The 16,234-nt window shown below is 59.3% G+C and carries 18 protein-coding genes, 1 tRNA gene and 1 other RNA gene; all 20 read right to left on the bottom strand.

Annotated elements, in window-relative coordinates; translation table 11 throughout:
• Positions 1–29 precede the first annotated feature (29 nt).
• Positions 30–2,003 carry a penicillin-binding protein gene (locus KJB29_RS14395; RefSeq protein ID WP_215735117.1) on the bottom strand — a complete coding sequence of 658 codons (1,974 nt, stop codon included), beginning with the start codon at positions 2,001–2,003 and terminating at the stop codon, positions 30–32.
• Positions 2,000–2,335: a cell division protein FtsL gene (ftsL, locus tag KJB29_RS14390; protein ID WP_004512377.1), complete on the bottom strand. Its 336-nt coding sequence runs from the start codon at positions 2,333–2,335 to the stop codon at positions 2,000–2,002. The genes KJB29_RS14395 and ftsL overlap by 4 nt, the downstream gene beginning before the upstream one ends.
• A 17-nt stretch (positions 2,336–2,352) precedes the next feature.
• Complete coding sequence (rsmH, locus tag KJB29_RS14385; RefSeq protein ID WP_215735116.1) at positions 2,353–3,294, bottom strand: 16S rRNA (cytosine(1402)-N(4))-methyltransferase RsmH; 942 nt, start codon at positions 3,292–3,294, stop codon at positions 2,353–2,355.
• Positions 3,294–3,770 carry a division/cell wall cluster transcriptional repressor MraZ gene (gene mraZ / locus KJB29_RS14380; RefSeq protein ID WP_011365663.1) on the bottom strand — a complete coding sequence of 159 codons (477 nt, stop codon included), beginning with the start codon at positions 3,768–3,770 and terminating at the stop codon, positions 3,294–3,296. Before mraZ ends, rsmH begins: the two co-directional genes overlap by 1 nt.
• 312 nt (positions 3,771–4,082) lie before the next feature.
• Positions 4,083–4,439: a hypothetical protein gene (locus KJB29_RS14375; protein WP_004512374.1), complete on the bottom strand. Its 357-nt coding sequence runs from the start codon at positions 4,437–4,439 to the stop codon at positions 4,083–4,085.
• Positions 4,420–4,968, bottom strand: coding sequence for a hypothetical protein (locus tag KJB29_RS14370; protein ID WP_215735115.1), 549 nt, complete (start codon positions 4,966–4,968; stop codon positions 4,420–4,422). The genes KJB29_RS14375 and KJB29_RS14370 overlap by 20 nt, the downstream gene beginning before the upstream one ends.
• Positions 4,969–4,991: 23 nt before the next feature.
• An RNA gene (gene rnpB, locus KJB29_RS14365) (RNase P RNA component class A) lies at positions 4,992–5,371 on the bottom strand.
• Between the two features lie 24 nt (positions 5,372–5,395).
• Positions 5,396–6,109 carry a zinc ribbon domain-containing protein gene (locus KJB29_RS14360; RefSeq protein ID WP_215735114.1) on the bottom strand — a complete coding sequence of 238 codons (714 nt, stop codon included), beginning with the start codon at positions 6,107–6,109 and terminating at the stop codon, positions 5,396–5,398.
• A 52-nt stretch (positions 6,110–6,161) separates the two neighbouring features.
• Positions 6,162–7,280 carry a Nif3-like dinuclear metal center hexameric protein gene (locus KJB29_RS14355; RefSeq protein WP_215735113.1) on the bottom strand — a complete coding sequence of 373 codons (1,119 nt, stop codon included), beginning with the start codon at positions 7,278–7,280 and terminating at the stop codon, positions 6,162–6,164.
• A 120-nt stretch (positions 7,281–7,400) separates the two neighbouring features.
• Positions 7,401–7,477, bottom strand: a tRNA-Ile gene (locus KJB29_RS14350).
• Between the two features lie 120 nt (positions 7,478–7,597).
• Positions 7,598–8,767, bottom strand: coding sequence for a THUMP domain-containing class I SAM-dependent RNA methyltransferase (locus KJB29_RS14345; protein WP_215735112.1), 1,170 nt, complete (start codon positions 8,765–8,767; stop codon positions 7,598–7,600).
• On the bottom strand, positions 8,764–9,603 hold the full coding sequence (locus KJB29_RS14340) for an SIR2 family NAD-dependent protein deacylase (RefSeq protein ID WP_215735111.1): 840 nt from the start codon (positions 9,601–9,603) through the stop codon (positions 8,764–8,766). The genes KJB29_RS14345 and KJB29_RS14340 overlap by 4 nt, the downstream gene beginning before the upstream one ends.
• 10 nt (positions 9,604–9,613) lie before the next feature.
• The gene (gene ybaK, locus KJB29_RS14335) at positions 9,614–10,099 is read right to left on the bottom strand and encodes a Cys-tRNA(Pro) deacylase (RefSeq protein ID WP_215735110.1); all 486 of its coding nucleotides are present in this window, start codon (positions 10,097–10,099) and stop codon (positions 9,614–9,616) included.
• An 84-nt stretch (positions 10,100–10,183) separates the two neighbouring features.
• Positions 10,184–11,923 (bottom strand): RNA polymerase sigma factor RpoD, encoded by a 1,740-nt coding sequence (gene rpoD, locus KJB29_RS14330; RefSeq protein WP_004512367.1) that lies wholly within the window; start codon positions 11,921–11,923, stop codon positions 10,184–10,186.
• Between the two features lie 29 nt (positions 11,924–11,952).
• On the bottom strand, positions 11,953–13,728 hold the full coding sequence (gene dnaG / locus KJB29_RS14325) for a DNA primase (protein ID WP_215735109.1): 1,776 nt from the start codon (positions 13,726–13,728) through the stop codon (positions 11,953–11,955).
• Positions 13,706–14,242: a CvpA family protein gene (locus KJB29_RS14320; RefSeq protein WP_215735108.1), complete on the bottom strand. Its 537-nt coding sequence runs from the start codon at positions 14,240–14,242 to the stop codon at positions 13,706–13,708. Before KJB29_RS14320 ends, dnaG begins: the two co-directional genes overlap by 23 nt.
• Positions 14,243–14,347: 105 nt before the next feature.
• Positions 14,348–14,788 carry a GatB/YqeY domain-containing protein gene (locus tag KJB29_RS14315; protein ID WP_215735107.1) on the bottom strand — a complete coding sequence of 147 codons (441 nt, stop codon included), beginning with the start codon at positions 14,786–14,788 and terminating at the stop codon, positions 14,348–14,350.
• Positions 14,789–14,800: 12 nt separating this feature from the next.
• Entirely contained in the window at positions 14,801–14,998 is a 198-nt protein-coding gene (rpsU, locus tag KJB29_RS14310; RefSeq protein ID WP_004512363.1) for a 30S ribosomal protein S21, read from the bottom strand.
• Positions 14,999–15,145: 147 nt separating this feature from the next.
• On the bottom strand, positions 15,146–15,475 hold the full coding sequence (locus KJB29_RS14305) for a phosphoribosyl-ATP diphosphatase (RefSeq protein WP_215735106.1): 330 nt from the start codon (positions 15,473–15,475) through the stop codon (positions 15,146–15,148).
• Positions 15,472–16,233, bottom strand: coding sequence for an imidazole glycerol phosphate synthase subunit HisF (gene hisF / locus KJB29_RS14300; protein WP_215735105.1), 762 nt, complete (start codon positions 16,231–16,233; stop codon positions 15,472–15,474). The genes KJB29_RS14305 and hisF overlap by 4 nt, the downstream gene beginning before the upstream one ends.
• Between the last annotated feature and the right edge of the window lies 1 nt (position 16,234).

The following is a 16,234-nucleotide window of genomic DNA, read 5'->3' as shown; positions in this document are numbered from 1 at the left end:
TCATTTTCATCTTTCTTCAGCCAGCCTTGTTACGCCGTCGGCGTGAACTTGACCCAAACCTGGTCGCTGGGCTTGATCCGGTGCCCGGGAAGGGGGCTCTGCTCAATGGCGCGCCCGCTTCCGTGAAGACGTACATTGAGCCCCTTCTCTTCCATAACCTTGAGCGTCTGGCGCATGCTCATCCCCCGGAAGTTGGGCATCACAATCCCCTCCCCCTCCTCGACGATCGCCCCTTCGGCGGCCTCGGTGGCCTCCGCGGCCTCCGGAATTGCCTTGGCTTCCACTGTCTTCGGCTTGCTCCTGACGACGGTGTCGGGCGGAACTTTAAGGTAGCAGAGGGTCTGCAACGCGATGCTGCTGAAAGCTGGAGCGGCCACCACACCGCCATAGGGGCTTGTCTTCGGCTCATCAATCACCACAAGAATGGTGATTCGGGGACGGTCTGCGGGGACAAATCCGATGAAGGACGCGGTCCGTTTCGTGGCGGAGTACCCGTGGGTGACCGGGTCCACCTTCTGCGCAGTGCCGGTCTTGCCGGCAACCCGGTAGCCTTCAACCGAGGCATTGGTTCCGGTCCCCCCCTCGGCGGCAACCCCTTCCATCATCCGGGAAACCGTTTTGGCCGTTTCAGGGGAAATGACCCGTCGGCGCACCTGTGGCTCGAAAGACGTGACTACATTCCCTTCGCTGTCGGTGATCTTCTCGACCAGATAGGGTTTCATGAGAACACCGCCGTTGGCAATGGCCGATACGGCGGAGGCCAGTTGCAGCGACGATGTCGTCACACCCTGACCAAACGAAATAGTGGCGAGATCGATGCCGTACCACTGGCTCCATGGCCGCAGACTTCCCCCCACTTCACCGGGCAGATCAACCCCACTCCTGTCGCCGATTCCAAAATTCTTCAGGTAGGTGTACAAGCGTGACGGTCCCAGGCGGCTCCCGATTTTGGCGGCGCCGATATTGCTGGAATACTTGAGGACCTCGGCGATACTGAGCCGGCCGTACTTGTGCGTGTCGTGGATCGTCCTTCCGCCGATCGCGTAGCTTCCTCCCTCGCAATTTATGCCGTCGCCGGGCCGGATCACCTTTTCCTCCAACGCGGCGGCAACCAGGAAGGTCTTGAAGGTGGAACCGGGCTCATAGCTGTCGGCAACGGCGCGGTTACGCCATACCTGCGGAGAGTAGGAGGCATGGGAGTTCAGATTGAAGGTCGGATAATTTGCCATAGCCAGCACCTTGCCGGTGTGGGGATCCATCACGAGCGCGGTACCGGCGCGGGCTCCGCTTTTTTCCACCGCCTGGGCCAGTTCCTTCTCGGCGATATACTGGATGTTCTTGTCCAGGGTAAGGGTGACGTCGTGCCCCATGGCCCCATTCTGGATCACCGTCCCCTTGAGGGCCACGTTGCGTCCCAGGGCGTCCCGCTCGGTCACCAGATAGCCGGTTCCACCAAGGATCGTAGAGTCATAGCGTCGCTCTACTCCCTCCAGTCCCTCGGGGTCCAGGCCGGTGAACCCGATCACGTGGGCAGCCACCTCTGAGTTGGGATAAAAGCGCTTTGTCTCCTTGACGAAACCGATCCCCTCGAGATCCAGGCCCCGGATTCGCTTCACCACATCGGGGGTAAGCCGCCGTTGGAGCCAGACGAAGTTCTTGTTCCCCTGGAGCTTCTTCAGGATCGACTCCTTTGGCATGCCAAGGACTGGCGCCAACTGCGCCGAAGCCTCGCCCAAGTCCTCCATGGACTTTGGCTCGGCATAACAGGAATCCATCTCAACCGAAACGGCCAAGGCGGCGCCATTCGCATCGTAGATCGTCCCGCGAACCGGCGTAAGGGGAATAATCTTCTGGTGCTGCCGATCGGCGAGCTTGAGAAGGTAGTCGCGCTTGATCACCTGAAGGTAAAAAGCTCGGCAAAACGTCAACGCAAAGAGGAGAACGAAGAACCCCCCGATGAAGCGGATACGGAGAGTTATCCATTTCTCCGCGTCGTACCTCATTTCACTACCACCACCTGCTGGTCAGTGGGGAGCGCCATGCCGAGGTCCCCCTTGGCAAGGGCCTCGATCCGGGCCGGAGTTTTCAGGGATGCAACCTCGAGCCGCAGCCTGTTCTGCTCTTCCTGGGCTTCCTTAAGAAACCGGTTGGCCTCGGCGATCTCCAGGTTCAAGTCAATGACCCGCACCCGGGACCACACATGGAAAACCGAAACGAGTGTCAGCAAAACCATGACCGCCAGAAGAAAAGGAAACATCTCCCCCCTCTGGGCGTACATCGCCTCAAGCTTTTTCGGTGCCGCCACCTTGGTAAAATCGGTTCTCGCCTGCGCCATACTCCCTCCAATAACTCTCACAGCTTTTCCACTGCCCGCACCTTGGCGCTCCGCGCCCTAGGGTTTGTCGCCACCTCGTCCCCTCCCGCCATTACCGGCTTTCCGGTAAGGATGCGGACGCGAGGTTTGTTGCCGCATACACATCGGGGGAGCATTTTCGGGCAGGTGCATCCCTGGGCATAGCGGCGGAAAACGGTCTTGACGATCCGATCCTCAAGGGAGTGGAACGAAATCACCACCCCCCTCCCCCCCGGGGCCAAACGTTCGATACCGGCCACAAGGCCCCGCTCCAGGCTTCCGAGTTCGTCGTTCACAGCAATGCGGAGCGCCTGGAACGTCCGCGTGGCCGGATGGATTCGCTCTTCCCACGCTGCCCGGGGAATCGCCCCCTTCACACAATCAACCAGCTGAAGCGTACTCTCTATGGGCCCGTGCTGCTCCCTCGCCTTGACGACGAACGAGGCGATCCGCTTCGCCCACCGTTCTTCTCCGTACTCTCGGATTATTCGAGCCAGCTCGTCTGCAGAAAGTTCATTCACCAGATCGGCAGCAGTCTCGCCGGTTCCCGGGTCCATCCTCATATCAAGGGGTGCATCCACCTGAAAACTGAACCCCCGCTCCGCCGTATCAAGCTGGTGGGATGAAACACCAAGATCCAGGAGGAAGCCGTCAATGGTATCAATCCCCAGCGTGGCAAGCGACTCGTCCATGGCTGCAAAATTTGATCGAACGAGCCTTACCCGGTCCCCGTAGGAGGCGAGCCGCTTGCTGGCCGCGGCCAACGCCTCCGGATCCCGGTCGAACCCAACCAGAACGCCATCGGGCGAAGACACCTCAAGAATCATCCGGGCATGACCGGCGCCTCCCAGGGTCCCATCCACATAAACTCCGCCCGGCCGGGGGGAGAGCAGGGCAAGCACTTCCGCCGGCATGACCGACAGATGGCCAAACTCGGCCACTAGAGACCCAGCTCCGCCACCGCCTCGGAGTCCGAGGGGAACGCCTTCATATCATGGGCACGCACCTTATCCCATTCGGACTGGCTCCAGATTTCCACTTTTTTCATGGCTCCCACAAACAGGATTTCCCGCTCCAGAACCGCATTCTTGCGAAGGTGCGGGGGCACCAGCACCCTTCCCAGCTTATCGGCCGAACATTCGACCGCTGGCGCAACGATAGTGCGCATGATGCTGTTGCGCTGGGCCGAGGTAAGCCCCTTGCCGTTCAGAAACGACTCCTCAAAGATAAACCATTCCTGATAGGGGAATATAAGGAGCCCCGAGCTATAAACCCCGCCCCCGAGATCCACGGGAACCGAATTCGTGACAAAAAAGCGCTCATCGCCAAAGCTCTCCACGAGCACATCCCTGAACCTGGCCGGCAGGCTCGTCCGCCCCTTGGCGTCGATGGTTGTCTCGTAGATCCCCCGGAACATTCCCGCTCACTCCTTGCCACACTTTACCACAATTTACCACTTCGTGGCACAAATCATACCGACCCCCCCGGGGGTTGTCAAGGCAAAACCGGTCCGCGCCGTGTGTTTTTTTATCCATATTTTTCAATACGTTACCACAAACATGACAATGATGAACCGAGACACCGGATCCCCTGTCGGCAGCAACAGCCTCGGCGACAAAAAAACCAACAATTAACAACACTTAAACGAATAATTCGGGAAGGGAATGATACAACGTGGAAAAGGGAGGAATGAACTGGGAGGGAAAGAGGGGGCCAAGCCCCCCATGAATCACTTGTCTTTTTTTCGATCAAGAAGAGAAACAACTTTCCCCCCCTTACCCTGATCTTTTTCTTCCTGGGGAGTGGGGAAAGGTTGCGGAGGAGAAGGGGCCGAAGCAGAATCTCCCAGGACCGGAGAGACCACTTTCTCCATACGGATAGGAGTTCCTCCCATGGTGAAGGGGGCTCCGTTGATCTGTGCCTCCTCAAGAATCCAGGTATAGATCTCCAGCGGCACCGTCAACACCAGGAGCCTGACTCGCCACCAACCAGCCTTGACATCCGGCGAAATATCCTCGATCCGGGCGTAGAAGCCGGGCTTGCTGTCGATATGAACCAACACAAGATCATTGATCGTTGTCGCCATTGGCACACCTTTCCAGATTATGGTTGTATCCCAGGATCGCCATCCTTCGCGCCGCACCGGCACGGTGGGCAAAAAGCTGCTCCAGCTTCCCATAAAGAGCCCTGAGTTGCCGCTCCCTTCGATAGAAAGCCGCAATCCGTTCCGGTTCCCACAGCTCTTCGATCCGCTCGCAATTGAAGGTAATACAGGGAAAAGGGCGGAGGGATGGCGCCATCATGCAGCCGTAGTCATCGAGATAGGGGCAGACATCGCGGTTAAAGCGTGGGGTAAAGAGGAGTTCTCCTTCTGCCAGAAAAACCAGGATGTCGGCCACGGTGACGTGATACTTTCCCCGCAGACAGCATTGGCCACCGCAGGATGCGCAGATAGCCCCGCTACCCATCTCCTGGGCGAGGGAATGAAGCTCCCGTCTGGCCTCCCTGATCGCCGTGGCCAGCGCCTTCACCTCTCCCTGCAGGGCCGACGGCAAGGCGGCATAGTCGGCAGAGACGGCGGCGATGGCACAATCCCAGCGCTCACGATCGTTCATGGAATACTCTTTAAAAAAATAATTGGCCGAAGCAGCCCATAAGCCGGGTTCTGTTCCCGCCGCGGGTTACCCCTTGGCGGGCGATGACCATTCCTCTGGGACCGCCGTTACCGACGGCCTCAAGCAGCCAACCCGGAAGCTCGGACGGGCCGTCCTTAACGCTTCCCTATTCGGCCTTGCTCCTGGTGGGGTTTACCTGGCATCCGACGTCACCACCGGACCCGGTGAGCTCTTACCTCACCCTTTCACCCTTACCCGCCTTCGCTAACGCTCCGGCAGGCGGACTTCTCTCTGTGGCACTATCCCTGGGGTCGCCCCCGCTGGACGTTATCCAGCACCATGCCCTGTGGAGCCCGGACTTTCCTCCCTCCGCGAACGGAGAGCGGTCATCTGTTCTGCTTCGGCCAAACCTTGAACTCAGCCAGGACTATTGAGCGTCCTGACGCAGAAACAGCATCCGCTGGCAGTGGGGACAGAGCACCAGGTCATCCCCCCGGAAGAGGCTATTGTAGAGCTGCGGAGGGAGATTCATGTTGCACCCGGAGCAGTTGCCTGCCCGCGCCTCCACGATGGCAATCCCCTGGCGCCGCTCACGCAGGGCCAGGTAACGCTTGACGAGGGAGGCGGGGATCGCCTTTACCGTTGCCTCCTTGGCAGCCGCATCGGCGGCGAGCTCCCGGTCGATCCGGTCAAGCCCCTCCTGGATCTCCGCTTTGCGGCTCGCCATATTTTCCTCAAGAGAGGCCAGGTCGGCTTCACGGGCAGCGATATCGGCGGTGAGCTCCTCGGCCTGGGCCGATTTCTGAAGGATCTGCTCCTCCAGTTCAGCCTTAAGCTTGCGCGCAGCCGTGATCTCCTTGACCACCGCCTGGTACTCCTTCTGGGTCTTGATCTCCTTCTGGCGGACCTCGGAACGGGCGATATTCTCGTCCTCCGTGACCAGATTCGCCTCAAGCCCCTCCTTCTCCTCTTCGAGAAGCGCCAGCTCGCCCCGCTTCGCATCGACCGCAAGCCGGGTCTCTTCCACCTGCTGATCCAGCTCCACCATCTGATCGAGCAGCGTCTGCCGCTCTCCCTGACGGCCGTCGATTTTCAAGTCGAGCTCCTGCAACTCCTCAAGCATAAACAGATTCTTGCGCACCAATCAACCTCCCTTAATCCAGTATGTTACCTTCACAGTCAGAGCGATACCGTTATCGCCACGTGAACGGATCACGCTCCACCCTGAAGGGAATAACCTCTGCCTCGAAACGGCGCGACGCGAGTTCCGCCGCCATCCGATTCGCTACACTCTCCACCATGAGTACCTCCGTGCCGAAGTGTCCCCCATCGACAAGGGCCACGCCAAGGGCTTCGGCATCGCGGGCCTCGTGGTACTTCACATCACCCGTCACCAGCACATCCGCGCCCTGTCGCTGGGCGTCACGCAGCAGCGACATGCCGCTCCCGCCGCAGAGTGCCACCTTCCTGACCGGACGGGCGCCATCTCCGACAAACCGCACGCCGGCAAGGCCGAGGCGCTCTTTGACTTCGTCGGCGAAGGCACTGACCGTAGTCTCCTCCGCAAGGACGCCAATTCTGCCTAGTCCCTGCTCGGGCCCCCGGTTCAGGAGCGGGAAGAGATCAAAAGCGGGCTCCTCGTAGGGATGCGCCTTAACCAGGGCGGTCACGGCTGCCGGAAGGTTCCGCTTCTCAAGAAGCACCTCGACTCGCGACTCCTCCACATATTCACGCCTTCCCACCTGGCCGATGAACGGTTGCGCGCCCGCCAGGGGCTTGAAGGTGCCGGTACCGGCACACTGAAAGGAACAGTCACTGTAGGCGCCGACGACGCCACTGAAGCGAAAGAGGGCATCCCGCACCTGTTCCTCGTGCCCTGTTGGCACAAACACGACAAGCTTCACGAGACTTTCAGAGGTCGTCACTTTTAACGGCCGGCAGTTGCGGACGCCGAGGCGCTCAGCCAGGAGATCATTCATACCGCCAGAGGCGATGTCGAAGTTGGTGTGGAGAGAGATAACTGCCAGGGCGTGGCTTGCGGCTTTCAGAACGAGACGTCCGGTGGGGTCTGCGGAGGAGATATGCTTGAGGGGACGAAAAATGAAGGGGTGATGAGTGAGGAGAAGCTGACATCGGTCGGCGATTGCCGCATCGATTGTGTCCGGAGTGCCGTCGAGGGCCACCATGATCCGGGTAGCGGGCGTCGACGGATCCCCCACCATGAGCCCCACGTTGTCCCACTCTTCGGCGAGGCCATGCGGAGCTATTTTATTAACAATTCCAACTATGTCCGAGACTTTTGGCGTAATCATTCGTGGCGAAAGAAAAAGAGTGCCGCCCTTCGGGCCGCACTCTTTTTTGAAACAGTATGAGTGGTCGTTATTGACCGGTGATTTCGGGGCATCCCCTGCTTCATCCTGACAAATTTCGGGTGGTGGGCCCACCAGGACTCGAACCTGGGACCGACCGGTTATGAGCCGGTTGCTCTAGCCAACTGAGCTATAGGCCCGAAAACGAAGATTTGATACTACGCAAAGGGGCACGACGTGTCAAGGTTTTTTCCGAATCGACCGGCAGGAGAGCAGGGAGATGAAACCAATAAATTCGCTCCGTTTCCCAATCGGGACATTCAGTACAGATCATACTTCAAGAGTCGGCAGTCGAGGGGGCCGTTGAAAAGAGCAATCCTGCGGGAGGCCTTGAGTCCTACCTCCTTGGCGAGGTCAAGGTTCCCCGTGAACAGCCAGGCAGTGTACCCGGCGCAGCGCTGCTTGAAGACATCACCGATCTGGCGATAAAAAGATTTCAGTTGTTCCTCATCACCCAGACGCCGGCCGTAGGGAGGATTCGTAAGGATGACTCCCGGCGCAGGAGGCGAAACGAGATCTCGCAGGTCCCGCGCCTCAAAGGAGATGAACTTCTCGACGCCGGCGCGACGACTGTTGCCACGGGCCACGGCAAGAACATCCTCCAGACGGTCGCTGCCGAGAATGGGCACGGCAAGTGTTGTCCGCTCCGTCTGCCGCGCCTCCTCAAGGAGACGCCGCCAACGGGGGGCATCAAAGGCTGGCCAACGCTGGAACCCGAAGCGCTCCCGGACAAGCCCGGGCGCTCGGTTCAAAGCCATGAGGGCCGCCTCTATGAGAATCGTCCCGGAGCCGCAGAGGGGGTCGACCAAGGGAACCGTCCCATCCCAATCGGTGAGAAGCACGAGGGCCGCGGCCAAGGTCTCCCGCAAAGGAGCCTCGCCGGCCTCGGCCCGGTACCCGCGACGGTCAAGTCCGGTGCCGGAGCTGTCGAGACTGATGGTGCAACGGTTGCGGACTAAATGGACATTCACCAGGAGATCGGGATCCTTGGGATTCACGCTGGGGCGGCGTCCGAACCTGTCCCGGAGGGTATCAACAATGGCATCCTTGGTCTTGAGGGCCACAAACCCCGAGTGGGTGAGGGCCGAATCGCGCAGCACGCATTCCACGGCAAGGGTCGTGTCAGGGGTGAGATAGCGGTCCCAGGGGAGGGCACGGACCCCGTCGTAGAGATCCTGAGGCGAGTGGCACGGAAATTCGGTCAGGGTGATAAGGATGCGGCTCGCGGTCCTGAGCCAGAGATTGGCCCGGTAGCAGGCGGAAAGATCCCCCGTGAAACGGACTCCCCCCTTCTCCATGGTCACTCCGCCGAGGCCGAGGCCAGTCATCTCCCGAGCCAGCACCTCCTCCACCCCCTTGGCGGTGGTGGCAAAGAATGACTGCTCGCCGACGAAGGGTCCGGCCGCTGCTTTTCTCCTGATGATCGTCAAGGGGATTCCTCCGCAAGAACGGCATTGATGGCGACAACTCCCTCCCGGGCGCCGCAGGGGAGAGAGAGGTGAGGCGCGCGAATCTGGGGCTCCCGCGGATTGATCCGCACGGCCAGCGCCTCGGAACGGGAACCAAGTTCCTCGGTCAGATAACGAATAGTCGGGATGGCGGTGCCGGCCCCCATCTCGACCACCACCAGGCGGCCCCCCCGGGTGTCGGCGAGGAACTCGTCAAAGTTCCGCTGCTGCCGGGCCGAGCGGTCGCTCACCCAGCCGTAGTCGCCAAACATGAGGATATTGGGGCGAGCCACGGCGCCGCAGTGGATGCAGCGGGGGACGTGCTCCGCCCGCATGGTCACCTCGTCCACGGGAATGGTCTCCCGGTTCTCCCAGATGGCCATGGTGCAGGGCGTCGTGCACTGGAGGTGGTGGATGGAGCCGTGGACTTCCAAGATACGATCGTCGGCAAACCCGGCCTTCTGAAACTGGCCGTCCACATTGGAGGTGACCACGAAATAATCAAGGCCGAACCGCTGGACCCATTCCCGCAGGATGTCGAAGCCGGCATGGGGGATCGTGGCCCGGTAAAGGTTGGTCCGATGGCCGTAGAATCCCCAGCCGAAGGACGGGTCCCGCTCGAAGTGGTCGGGATTCGCGGCCCCAACGAAGGTAATGCCGAGCTTCTGGTAAGGGGGATACGCCTTCCAGAACCCGGCGTCTCCACGAAAATCGGGCAACCCCGAATCAACCCCCATGCCGGCACCGGCGGTCATGACGATGGCATCGGCGTGCTTCACCGCCTCGGCGGCAACGCGAACTTTCTCCTGAAGGTCCATGGGTTCCCCCTCAGATGGCTACCCGCACGAGGATCGGATTGAGAAGCTTCACCACGTCACGGGGATCAATCCCCACGAGATATCCCCGCTTGCCGCCGTTTATGTAGATACAGGGCAAGTCAAGGATCGTCTCTTCCATGCAGACCGGCATCTGCCGGCGGGTCCCGAAAGGAGAGGTCCCCCCCACGAGGTATCCCGTATGCTTCTGGGCCGTGTCGGGGGAGCAGGGAGAAACCCCCTTCACCCCCAGAATCCGGGCCAGCTCCTTGGTGGAAACCTGGCGGTCCCCGTGCATCAGGACGATTAGCGGATTTTTTGTCTCATCCTCCATGATGAGGGTCTTCACCACGGCGTGCTCGTCCACCTCCAGTTCCCGGGAGGAGACGGCGGTCCCCCCCTTGTCCTCATAGGCATAGAGGTGGTCGGTGAATGGGACCTTCGCGGCGCGCAACGCCCGCACCGCAGCTGTGACCGGCGCTTTGCTCTCCTTAGCCATAGCTCCTCACACTACTAACTGGTCCAGCAATGCGAAAGCCGCGCCGGATACCGACGCGGCTTTCATGGTTGGGATTCGCGGGCGCTATTCCACGAAGCTTTTGAGCTTCTTGGCCCGGCTCGGGTGCCGGAGTTTCCGCAGGGCCTTGGCCTCGATCTGCCGGATCCGCTCGCGGGTAACCTCGAAATCCTGTCCCACTTCCTCCAGGGTGTGGTCGCTCTTCTCGCCAATGCCGAAGCGCATCCGGAGCACCTTCTCCTCCCGGGGGGTGAGGGTGGAGAGGACCCGGGAGGTCTGCTCCGAGAGGTTGGCCTTGATGACTGCCTCCAGGGGCGAAACGACCCCCTTGTCCTCGATGAAATCCCCCAGATGCGAATCTTCCTCCTCCCCGATGGGTGTTTCGAGGGAGATGGGTTCCTTGGCAATCTTGAGAACCTTGCGCACCTTGTCGAGGGGGAGATTCATCCGTTCGGCGATCTCCTCGGGCGACGGCTCCCGGCCGATTTCCTGCACCAGTTGGCGGCTGGTCCGGATCAGCTTATTGATGGTCTCGATCATGTGGACCGGAATCCGGATGGTCCTCGCCTGATCGGCGATGGCGCGGGTGATGGCCTGACGGATCCACCAGGTGGCGTAGGTGGAAAACTTGTACCCCCGCTGGTACTCGAACTTGTCCACTGCCTTCATGAGGCCGATGTTCCCCTCCTGGATCAGGTCCAGGAACTGGAGACCCCGGTTCGTGTACTTCTTGGCGATGGAAACCACCAGCCGCAGGTTCGCTTCAACCAGCTCGGACTTGGCCAGCTTCGCCTTGGCCTCGCCCCGGTCGATGGCGTGGAGGGCGTCGGAAAGTTCCTGGGCCTTGAAGCCCGACTCATGCTCCAGCTTCTTGAGTTTTTTCTCAGCGGCGCGGATCTTCTTGTCGAGCTTTTGGGCATCCTCAAGGTTTACCTTGAGTCCCTTGGCCTTTTCGTCGCCCTTGGCAACAATCTCCTTGAGGCGTTCGCCGTTGATGCCTGCTTCGGTTTCAACCGCCGCAATCTCTGTCAGAATGGCTTCCACTTTGCCCGAAAGTTCCTTGAGGCGCTGGGCAATCTTGGTGATGTGGCGGTCCTTGAGCCGAAGGGACTTCACGAGATCGGCGAACTTTTCCCTGATCTCGTGCTGCTCGGCGTGGAGCTCTTTTTGGCGTTTCGCAGCAGCGCCCTCAGCGTCGAGCTCTTCGGCAATGGCCTCCATCCTCACGTCAAGATCCCGGATCTCATCGATGATGGAGAGGACGCGATTTGCCTGGACGTCTTCCTCGTCCTCTTCCAGTTCCTCTTCTTCAACTTCCTTGCTGATCTCGGCCGCGCTTATCTGGAACTTGCGGAGTTTGTCGCCAAGGGCGATTATCTCCTTGACGGTAATGGGAGTGGTAAGGATGACACGGGCGATGTCGCGTTCCCCTTCCTCGATCCGCTTGGCGATCTCAACCTCGCCTTCGCGCGTGAGAAGCGACACGGAACCCATTTCCCGCAGGTACATCCGGACAGGATCGCTCGTGCGCCCCAGGACCCCCGGCTCGTACTCCATCTCCTCCTGCTCCCCCTCCATCTCCTCTTCCTCTTCGAGGTCGAGCTTCATCTTGGGGATTTTGACCTTCTGGGATGAATCGACGAGGTCGATGTCCATCTCACCGAACATGCTCATTACATCGTCAATCTGCTCCGTTGAGAAGTCGGGAGGCAGCACGTCGTTGACTTCGTCATAGGTAAGGAATCCCTTCTCCTTGCCGATGTCCACCAGCTGCTGCTTAACTTCGTCCGAACTTTTCTTGGCCATCAAATTCACCTCATTGCACGCTGTTCTTATTAAGATAACTGCGATTTACGGTTTCGCAAGGCATCAATCTCAGCCAGGAGATCCCGGTAGCGAGGACTATCGGGGTCGGTCGCCGCCAGTTCCCGAGCCAACTCCTTCATCCGGCCGAGGGAGTTCCGCTCCAGAGCCGCACGGCACTGGTCAAAGGCCTTGTGGACATCAACGTCGGCCAGATGGTCGTCGTTGACAAGAAATGCGGCGATACGGCCCCGGTCCTCTCCTTCAACCAAATCGAGAGTTTCGGACCAGTCTACCGCCTCCCCCTCCTCCAACTGGCCAAGAATGGCTTCCGCTACAGGAAGAAGCTTCTCTCCAAATAGCAGGCCGGGGCCGTGATTCCTGACTCGAGTTGCAATTTCGGGGTAGCGCACCATGAGGGACAGGAGCATCTCCTGCGGTCCTCCACGGCGAGTGCTCTTTTTTCCGTCGTTAAGATTAGGAGTCACAACTCCTTTTGTAGTTATTTGTTTCAAAATCAGCGATACATCAACATCAATGAGTCGAGAAACCTCATGTGCATAGAGGACACGCTTATTGGTGTCTTCTATTTGTCTTAGACGAGGCACCAACACGTTAATAATTTCAGCTTTTCCCTCAACGTTCCCTATTCTTGTTTGCTTAAGTAAATTGTGAATAAAGAACTCAAAAACAGGTTTAGCCTTAGCTACCCTGACAGCAAAAGCGTCAGAACCCTCTCTCCTGATAAAGCTGTCTGGATCATCACCTTTAGGCAATTCAATTACATATGACGGAAATTGCCCTTGAGAGAAGACATCTTGTTCTAAAAAAAATAATTCAAAAGCCTTCAAGGTTGCATTGTTACCAGCCTTGTCAGAGTCAAACAGAGTATAAGCCTTCTTAGTAGCGTACCGCTTCAGGAGCTTTGTGTGCCCCTCGGTCAACGCAGTGCCACAGGTGGCAACAACATTTTTCACCCCCGCCTGGTAGAGGGCCAAATGGTCAAAATACCCCTCCACCACGATGGCGCTTCCCGTCTCCCGCATGGCTCCCTTGGCGAGGGAAACGCCGAAGAGGACCTCGCTCTTGTGATAGATGGGCGATTCGGGAGAATTGATGTATTTGGGTAGCGAGTCGTCGAGAACCCTGCCGCCGAACCCGATGGCACGGCCATGGATGTCGGTGATGGTAAAGAGAAGCCGGTTTCGGAAGGTGTCATAGAACCCGCCTCCGTCCCGACGTCTCACCAGACCTAGCTTCTCCGCCAGTTCCAGCGGCACCGAGCGATGCTGGAGATGACGGGCCAGGAAGTCCCAGCGGTCCGGGGCAAAGCCGAGGCGGTACGCCTCTGCCGTGGCCCGATCCACACCACGTCCTTCCAGATAGCGACGCGCCGCCCCCCCCTCCTCGCTCCGTTCGAGGGCCTCGCGGTAGAACCCCACGGCCAGATCCATGATACCGTGGAGTTCCTCCCGTTCGTCCAGGCGCCGCTTTTCCGCAGCGGATACGGGACGATCCTCGATCTCAACCCCCACCCGCTTGGCAAGGAACTTCACCGCCTCGGGGAACGAGAGCCCCTCCATCCTGGCGATGAACGTAATCGCATTCCCCCCCACGCCACAACCGAAGCAGTGGAAGATCCCCCGGGCCGGATTCACGTTGAAGGAAGGGGTCTTCTCGCCATGGAAGGGGCAAAGCCCCTGGTAGTTGGCTCCCGACTTCCGGAGGCTCACGTAGTCGGACACCACGTCCAGAATCGAGGCCCGCTCCCGGACCTCCCTGATCTTATCGTCGGGGATCAGTGACATCTTTAGTCCGATTTTCTCCAGCAGGCCGTTTCTCAACAGCATTTTTTCGCCAACCAGTCACAATGTCCTTCCCGCAGTCGGCGAGGGCCCGGGCAGAGCCGGATGCGGCTATCCTGCACCGTACCCCCTGGGGAACGGGAGGGGAACTGGCCAGATAAAGAACAATACTGAGAAGAAGCCCTCCCTGCAAAAGGCCGAAGACAATTCCCCCGACGCGGTTGACCCCTCCGAGGAGGACAATTTTCAAGATTACGGTGAGAAGGTGTCCGACGAGAAAGAAGAGGAGGCCGATCGCCAGGAGGATGCAGAGGAACGCCACTGCGGACGCCACCCGGGGGGGAAGATGAATAAGATTCCCCAGGAACGCGCCAGCGGTCTGGTAATAGGTAAAGGCCGCCCACCCTCCGGTCACCAACCCGAGGAGTGAGCAGACCTCGCGGACAAAACCCTTCATGAACCCCTTTGCCGCAAACCCCAGCAAAACGGCCCAGAGCAGTATATCGAGGAGGCTCATGCCGAACTCGTAACCTTAACAACGGGCAAAAGAAGAAGGGGGCAATCCAGAGAATCGCCCCCATAGCTCATATTAGTATTGTGATGTCAGAAAAAGAGCGCAACGCTACGCAAGCTTTTCCTTAACCACTACACTGACCAGGGAACCGTCAGCCCTGCCGGTCACGTGAGGCATGATGGCTTTCATCACCTTCCCCATATCCTTCGGGCCCTGGGCTCCACTGTCTGCGATGGCCTGCACGACCAGCGCCTCAACCTCTTCACGGGAAAGCTGCTGCGGGAGGAAGGTGAGAAGCACTGCCAACTCTTTCTCCTCCTTCTCGACGAGGTCGGTCCGACCTGCCTCGCCAAACATCCGGATCGACTCCCGGCGTTGCTTGACCAAGGTGGAGAGAACCTCCGTTATCTCCCCATCGGCAAGCTCGTGCCGCAACTCGATTTCACGATTTTTGACCGACGAGCGAATGAGACGGATTACGGAGAGCCGTATCTCATCCCGGGCCTTCATGGCCTGCTTCATCTCATCGTTCAGTCTGTCCCGCAGCATGAATATCCCTGATTAGTCCATCATCTTACGCTGTTTTTTCATGGCACGCTTACGCGCGGCGATAGCCTTTTTCTTCTTCTTGATGCTCGGCTTCTCGTAATGCTCGCGCTTGCGGACCTCGGAGAGGATCCCCGCCTTCTCACACTGTTTTTTGAACTTCTTCAGCGCAAGCTCAAAAGGCTCAGCTTCTTTTACCTTGACACCCGGCATGCATATTCCCCTCCCTCCTCTATGTAAAGTGGCCACTTGGGCTTATAGAAGAAATTACTCATGGGCCGGATATTTTTTCACAGACCACGCATAATATGCGGCTACCGTATTTGTGTCAACAATTTTTTACAGATATTCAGGAGGTTTTCATTCCTTGGGCCGCGACGCCTTCTCGGCGATGCCGGAAGTACCGAAGCGACGGCGCAGTTCCGCATAGATCTCTTCGGGGTCGATGTCGTAGTAGCCCAGGAGCACGAGAGTATGAAAAAAGAGGTCGGCGGTCTCGTAGACAATCTCCTCCCGCTTCCCCCCCTTGCCGGCGATGACCACTTCAGTGGCCTCCTCGCCGAGCTTCTTGAGGATCTTGTCGACCCCCTTCTGGAGGAGCGATGCGGTGTAGGAAGAATCAGCGGAAGCACCCTTGCGCTCCTGGATCACCCGATAAACAGCCTGCAGAATATCGTCACGTTCGTTCATAACCGGACCGGGACCCCCCGCCCACGGAGATACTCCTTCGCCTCGCCGATGGTGTACTCCTTGTAGTGAAAGATGGAGGCGGCAAGACATGCCGAGGCTCCCGCCTTTACGAAGCCGTCGTGGAGATGCTCCAGGTTCCCCACCCCGCCGGAGGCGATGACCGGGATGGAGACCGCATCGACAATGGCGCGAGTCAGAGAGATGTCGTAGCCGTCCTTGGTGCCGTCCCGGTCCATGCTGGTGAGGAGGATCTCGCCGGCGCCGTACTCCTCCATCCGCCGGGCCCACTCCACCGCGTCGATGCCGGTGGGGTTGCGACCGCCATGGGTGTAGACCTCCCAGCGGTTTTCGCCCGGGACCTGCCGGGCGTCGATGGCCACCACGGTGCACTGGGAACCGAAGCGCTCCGCCGCCTCCCGGACGAACTCAGGGCGATGGACCGCCGCCGTATTGATGGAGACCTTGTCGGCACCGGCGTTCAGGAGATTGCGGATATCGTCCACGGTTCGGACGCCGCCTCCCACAGTGAGCGGCATGAAGACCCGCTCGGCGGTGCGGCGCACCACGTCGATGATGATGTTCCGCTCGTCGGACGAGGCGGTGATGTCGAGGAACGTGAGCTCGTCGGCCCCTTGGCGGTCATAGGCTTCCGCGATCTCCACCGGGTCGCCAGCGTCCCGCAGCTCCAAGAACTGGACCCCCTTGACGACCCGCCCCCCCTTCACGTCGAGGCACGGAATAATCCGCTTGGTCAGCATG

This window comes from Geobacter grbiciae, from assembly GCF_018531165.1.
GTDB classification, from domain to species: domain Bacteria; phylum Desulfobacterota; class Desulfuromonadia; order Geobacterales; family Geobacteraceae; genus Geobacter; species Geobacter metallireducens.
This window is presented reverse-complemented; position numbering and strand designations above follow the sequence as displayed.

What these genes read in the sequence shown, in the direction of transcription:
- KJB29_RS14395 (WP_215735117.1), bottom strand. Translation starts at nt 2,003, where the DNA reads ATGAGGTACGACGCGGAGAAATGGATAACTCTCCGTATCCGCTTCATC.
- ftsL (WP_004512377.1), bottom strand. Translation starts at nt 2,335, where the DNA reads ATGGCGCAGGCGAGAACCGATTTTACCAAGGTGGCGGCACCGAAAAAG.
- mraZ (WP_011365663.1), bottom strand. Translation starts at nt 3,770, where the DNA reads ATGTTCCGGGGGATCTACGAGACAACCATCGACGCCAAGGGGCGGACG.
- KJB29_RS14375 (WP_004512374.1), bottom strand. Translation starts at nt 4,439, where the DNA reads ATGGCGACAACGATCAATGATCTTGTGTTGGTTCATATCGACAGCAAG.
- KJB29_RS14370 (WP_215735115.1), bottom strand. Translation starts at nt 4,968, where the DNA reads ATGAACGATCGTGAGCGCTGGGATTGTGCCATCGCCGCCGTCTCTGCC.
- KJB29_RS14355 (WP_215735113.1), bottom strand. Translation starts at nt 7,280, where the DNA reads ATGATTACGCCAAAAGTCTCGGACATAGTTGGAATTGTTAATAAAATA.
- KJB29_RS14340 (WP_215735111.1), bottom strand. Translation starts at nt 9,603, where the DNA reads ATGGACCTTCAGGAGAAAGTTCGCGTTGCCGCCGAGGCGGTGAAGCAC.
- ybaK (WP_215735110.1), bottom strand. Translation starts at nt 10,099, where the DNA reads ATGGCTAAGGAGAGCAAAGCGCCGGTCACAGCTGCGGTGCGGGCGTTG.
- rpoD (WP_004512367.1), bottom strand. Translation starts at nt 11,923, where the DNA reads ATGGCCAAGAAAAGTTCGGACGAAGTTAAGCAGCAGCTGGTGGACATC.
- dnaG (WP_215735109.1), bottom strand. Translation starts at nt 13,728, where the DNA reads ATGTCACTGATCCCCGACGATAAGATCAGGGAGGTCCGGGAGCGGGCC.
- KJB29_RS14320 (WP_215735108.1), bottom strand. Translation starts at nt 14,242, where the DNA reads ATGAGCCTCCTCGATATACTGCTCTGGGCCGTTTTGCTGGGGTTTGCG.
- KJB29_RS14315 (WP_215735107.1), bottom strand. Translation starts at nt 14,788, where the DNA reads ATGCTGCGGGACAGACTGAACGATGAGATGAAGCAGGCCATGAAGGCC.
- rpsU (WP_004512363.1), bottom strand. Translation starts at nt 14,998, where the DNA reads ATGCCGGGTGTCAAGGTAAAAGAAGCTGAGCCTTTTGAGCTTGCGCTG.
- KJB29_RS14305 (WP_215735106.1), bottom strand. Translation starts at nt 15,475, where the DNA reads ATGAACGAACGTGACGATATTCTGCAGGCTGTTTATCGGGTGATCCAG.
- hisF (WP_215735105.1), bottom strand. Translation starts at nt 16,233, where the DNA reads ATGCTGACCAAGCGGATTATTCCGTGCCTCGACGTGAAGGGGGGGCGG.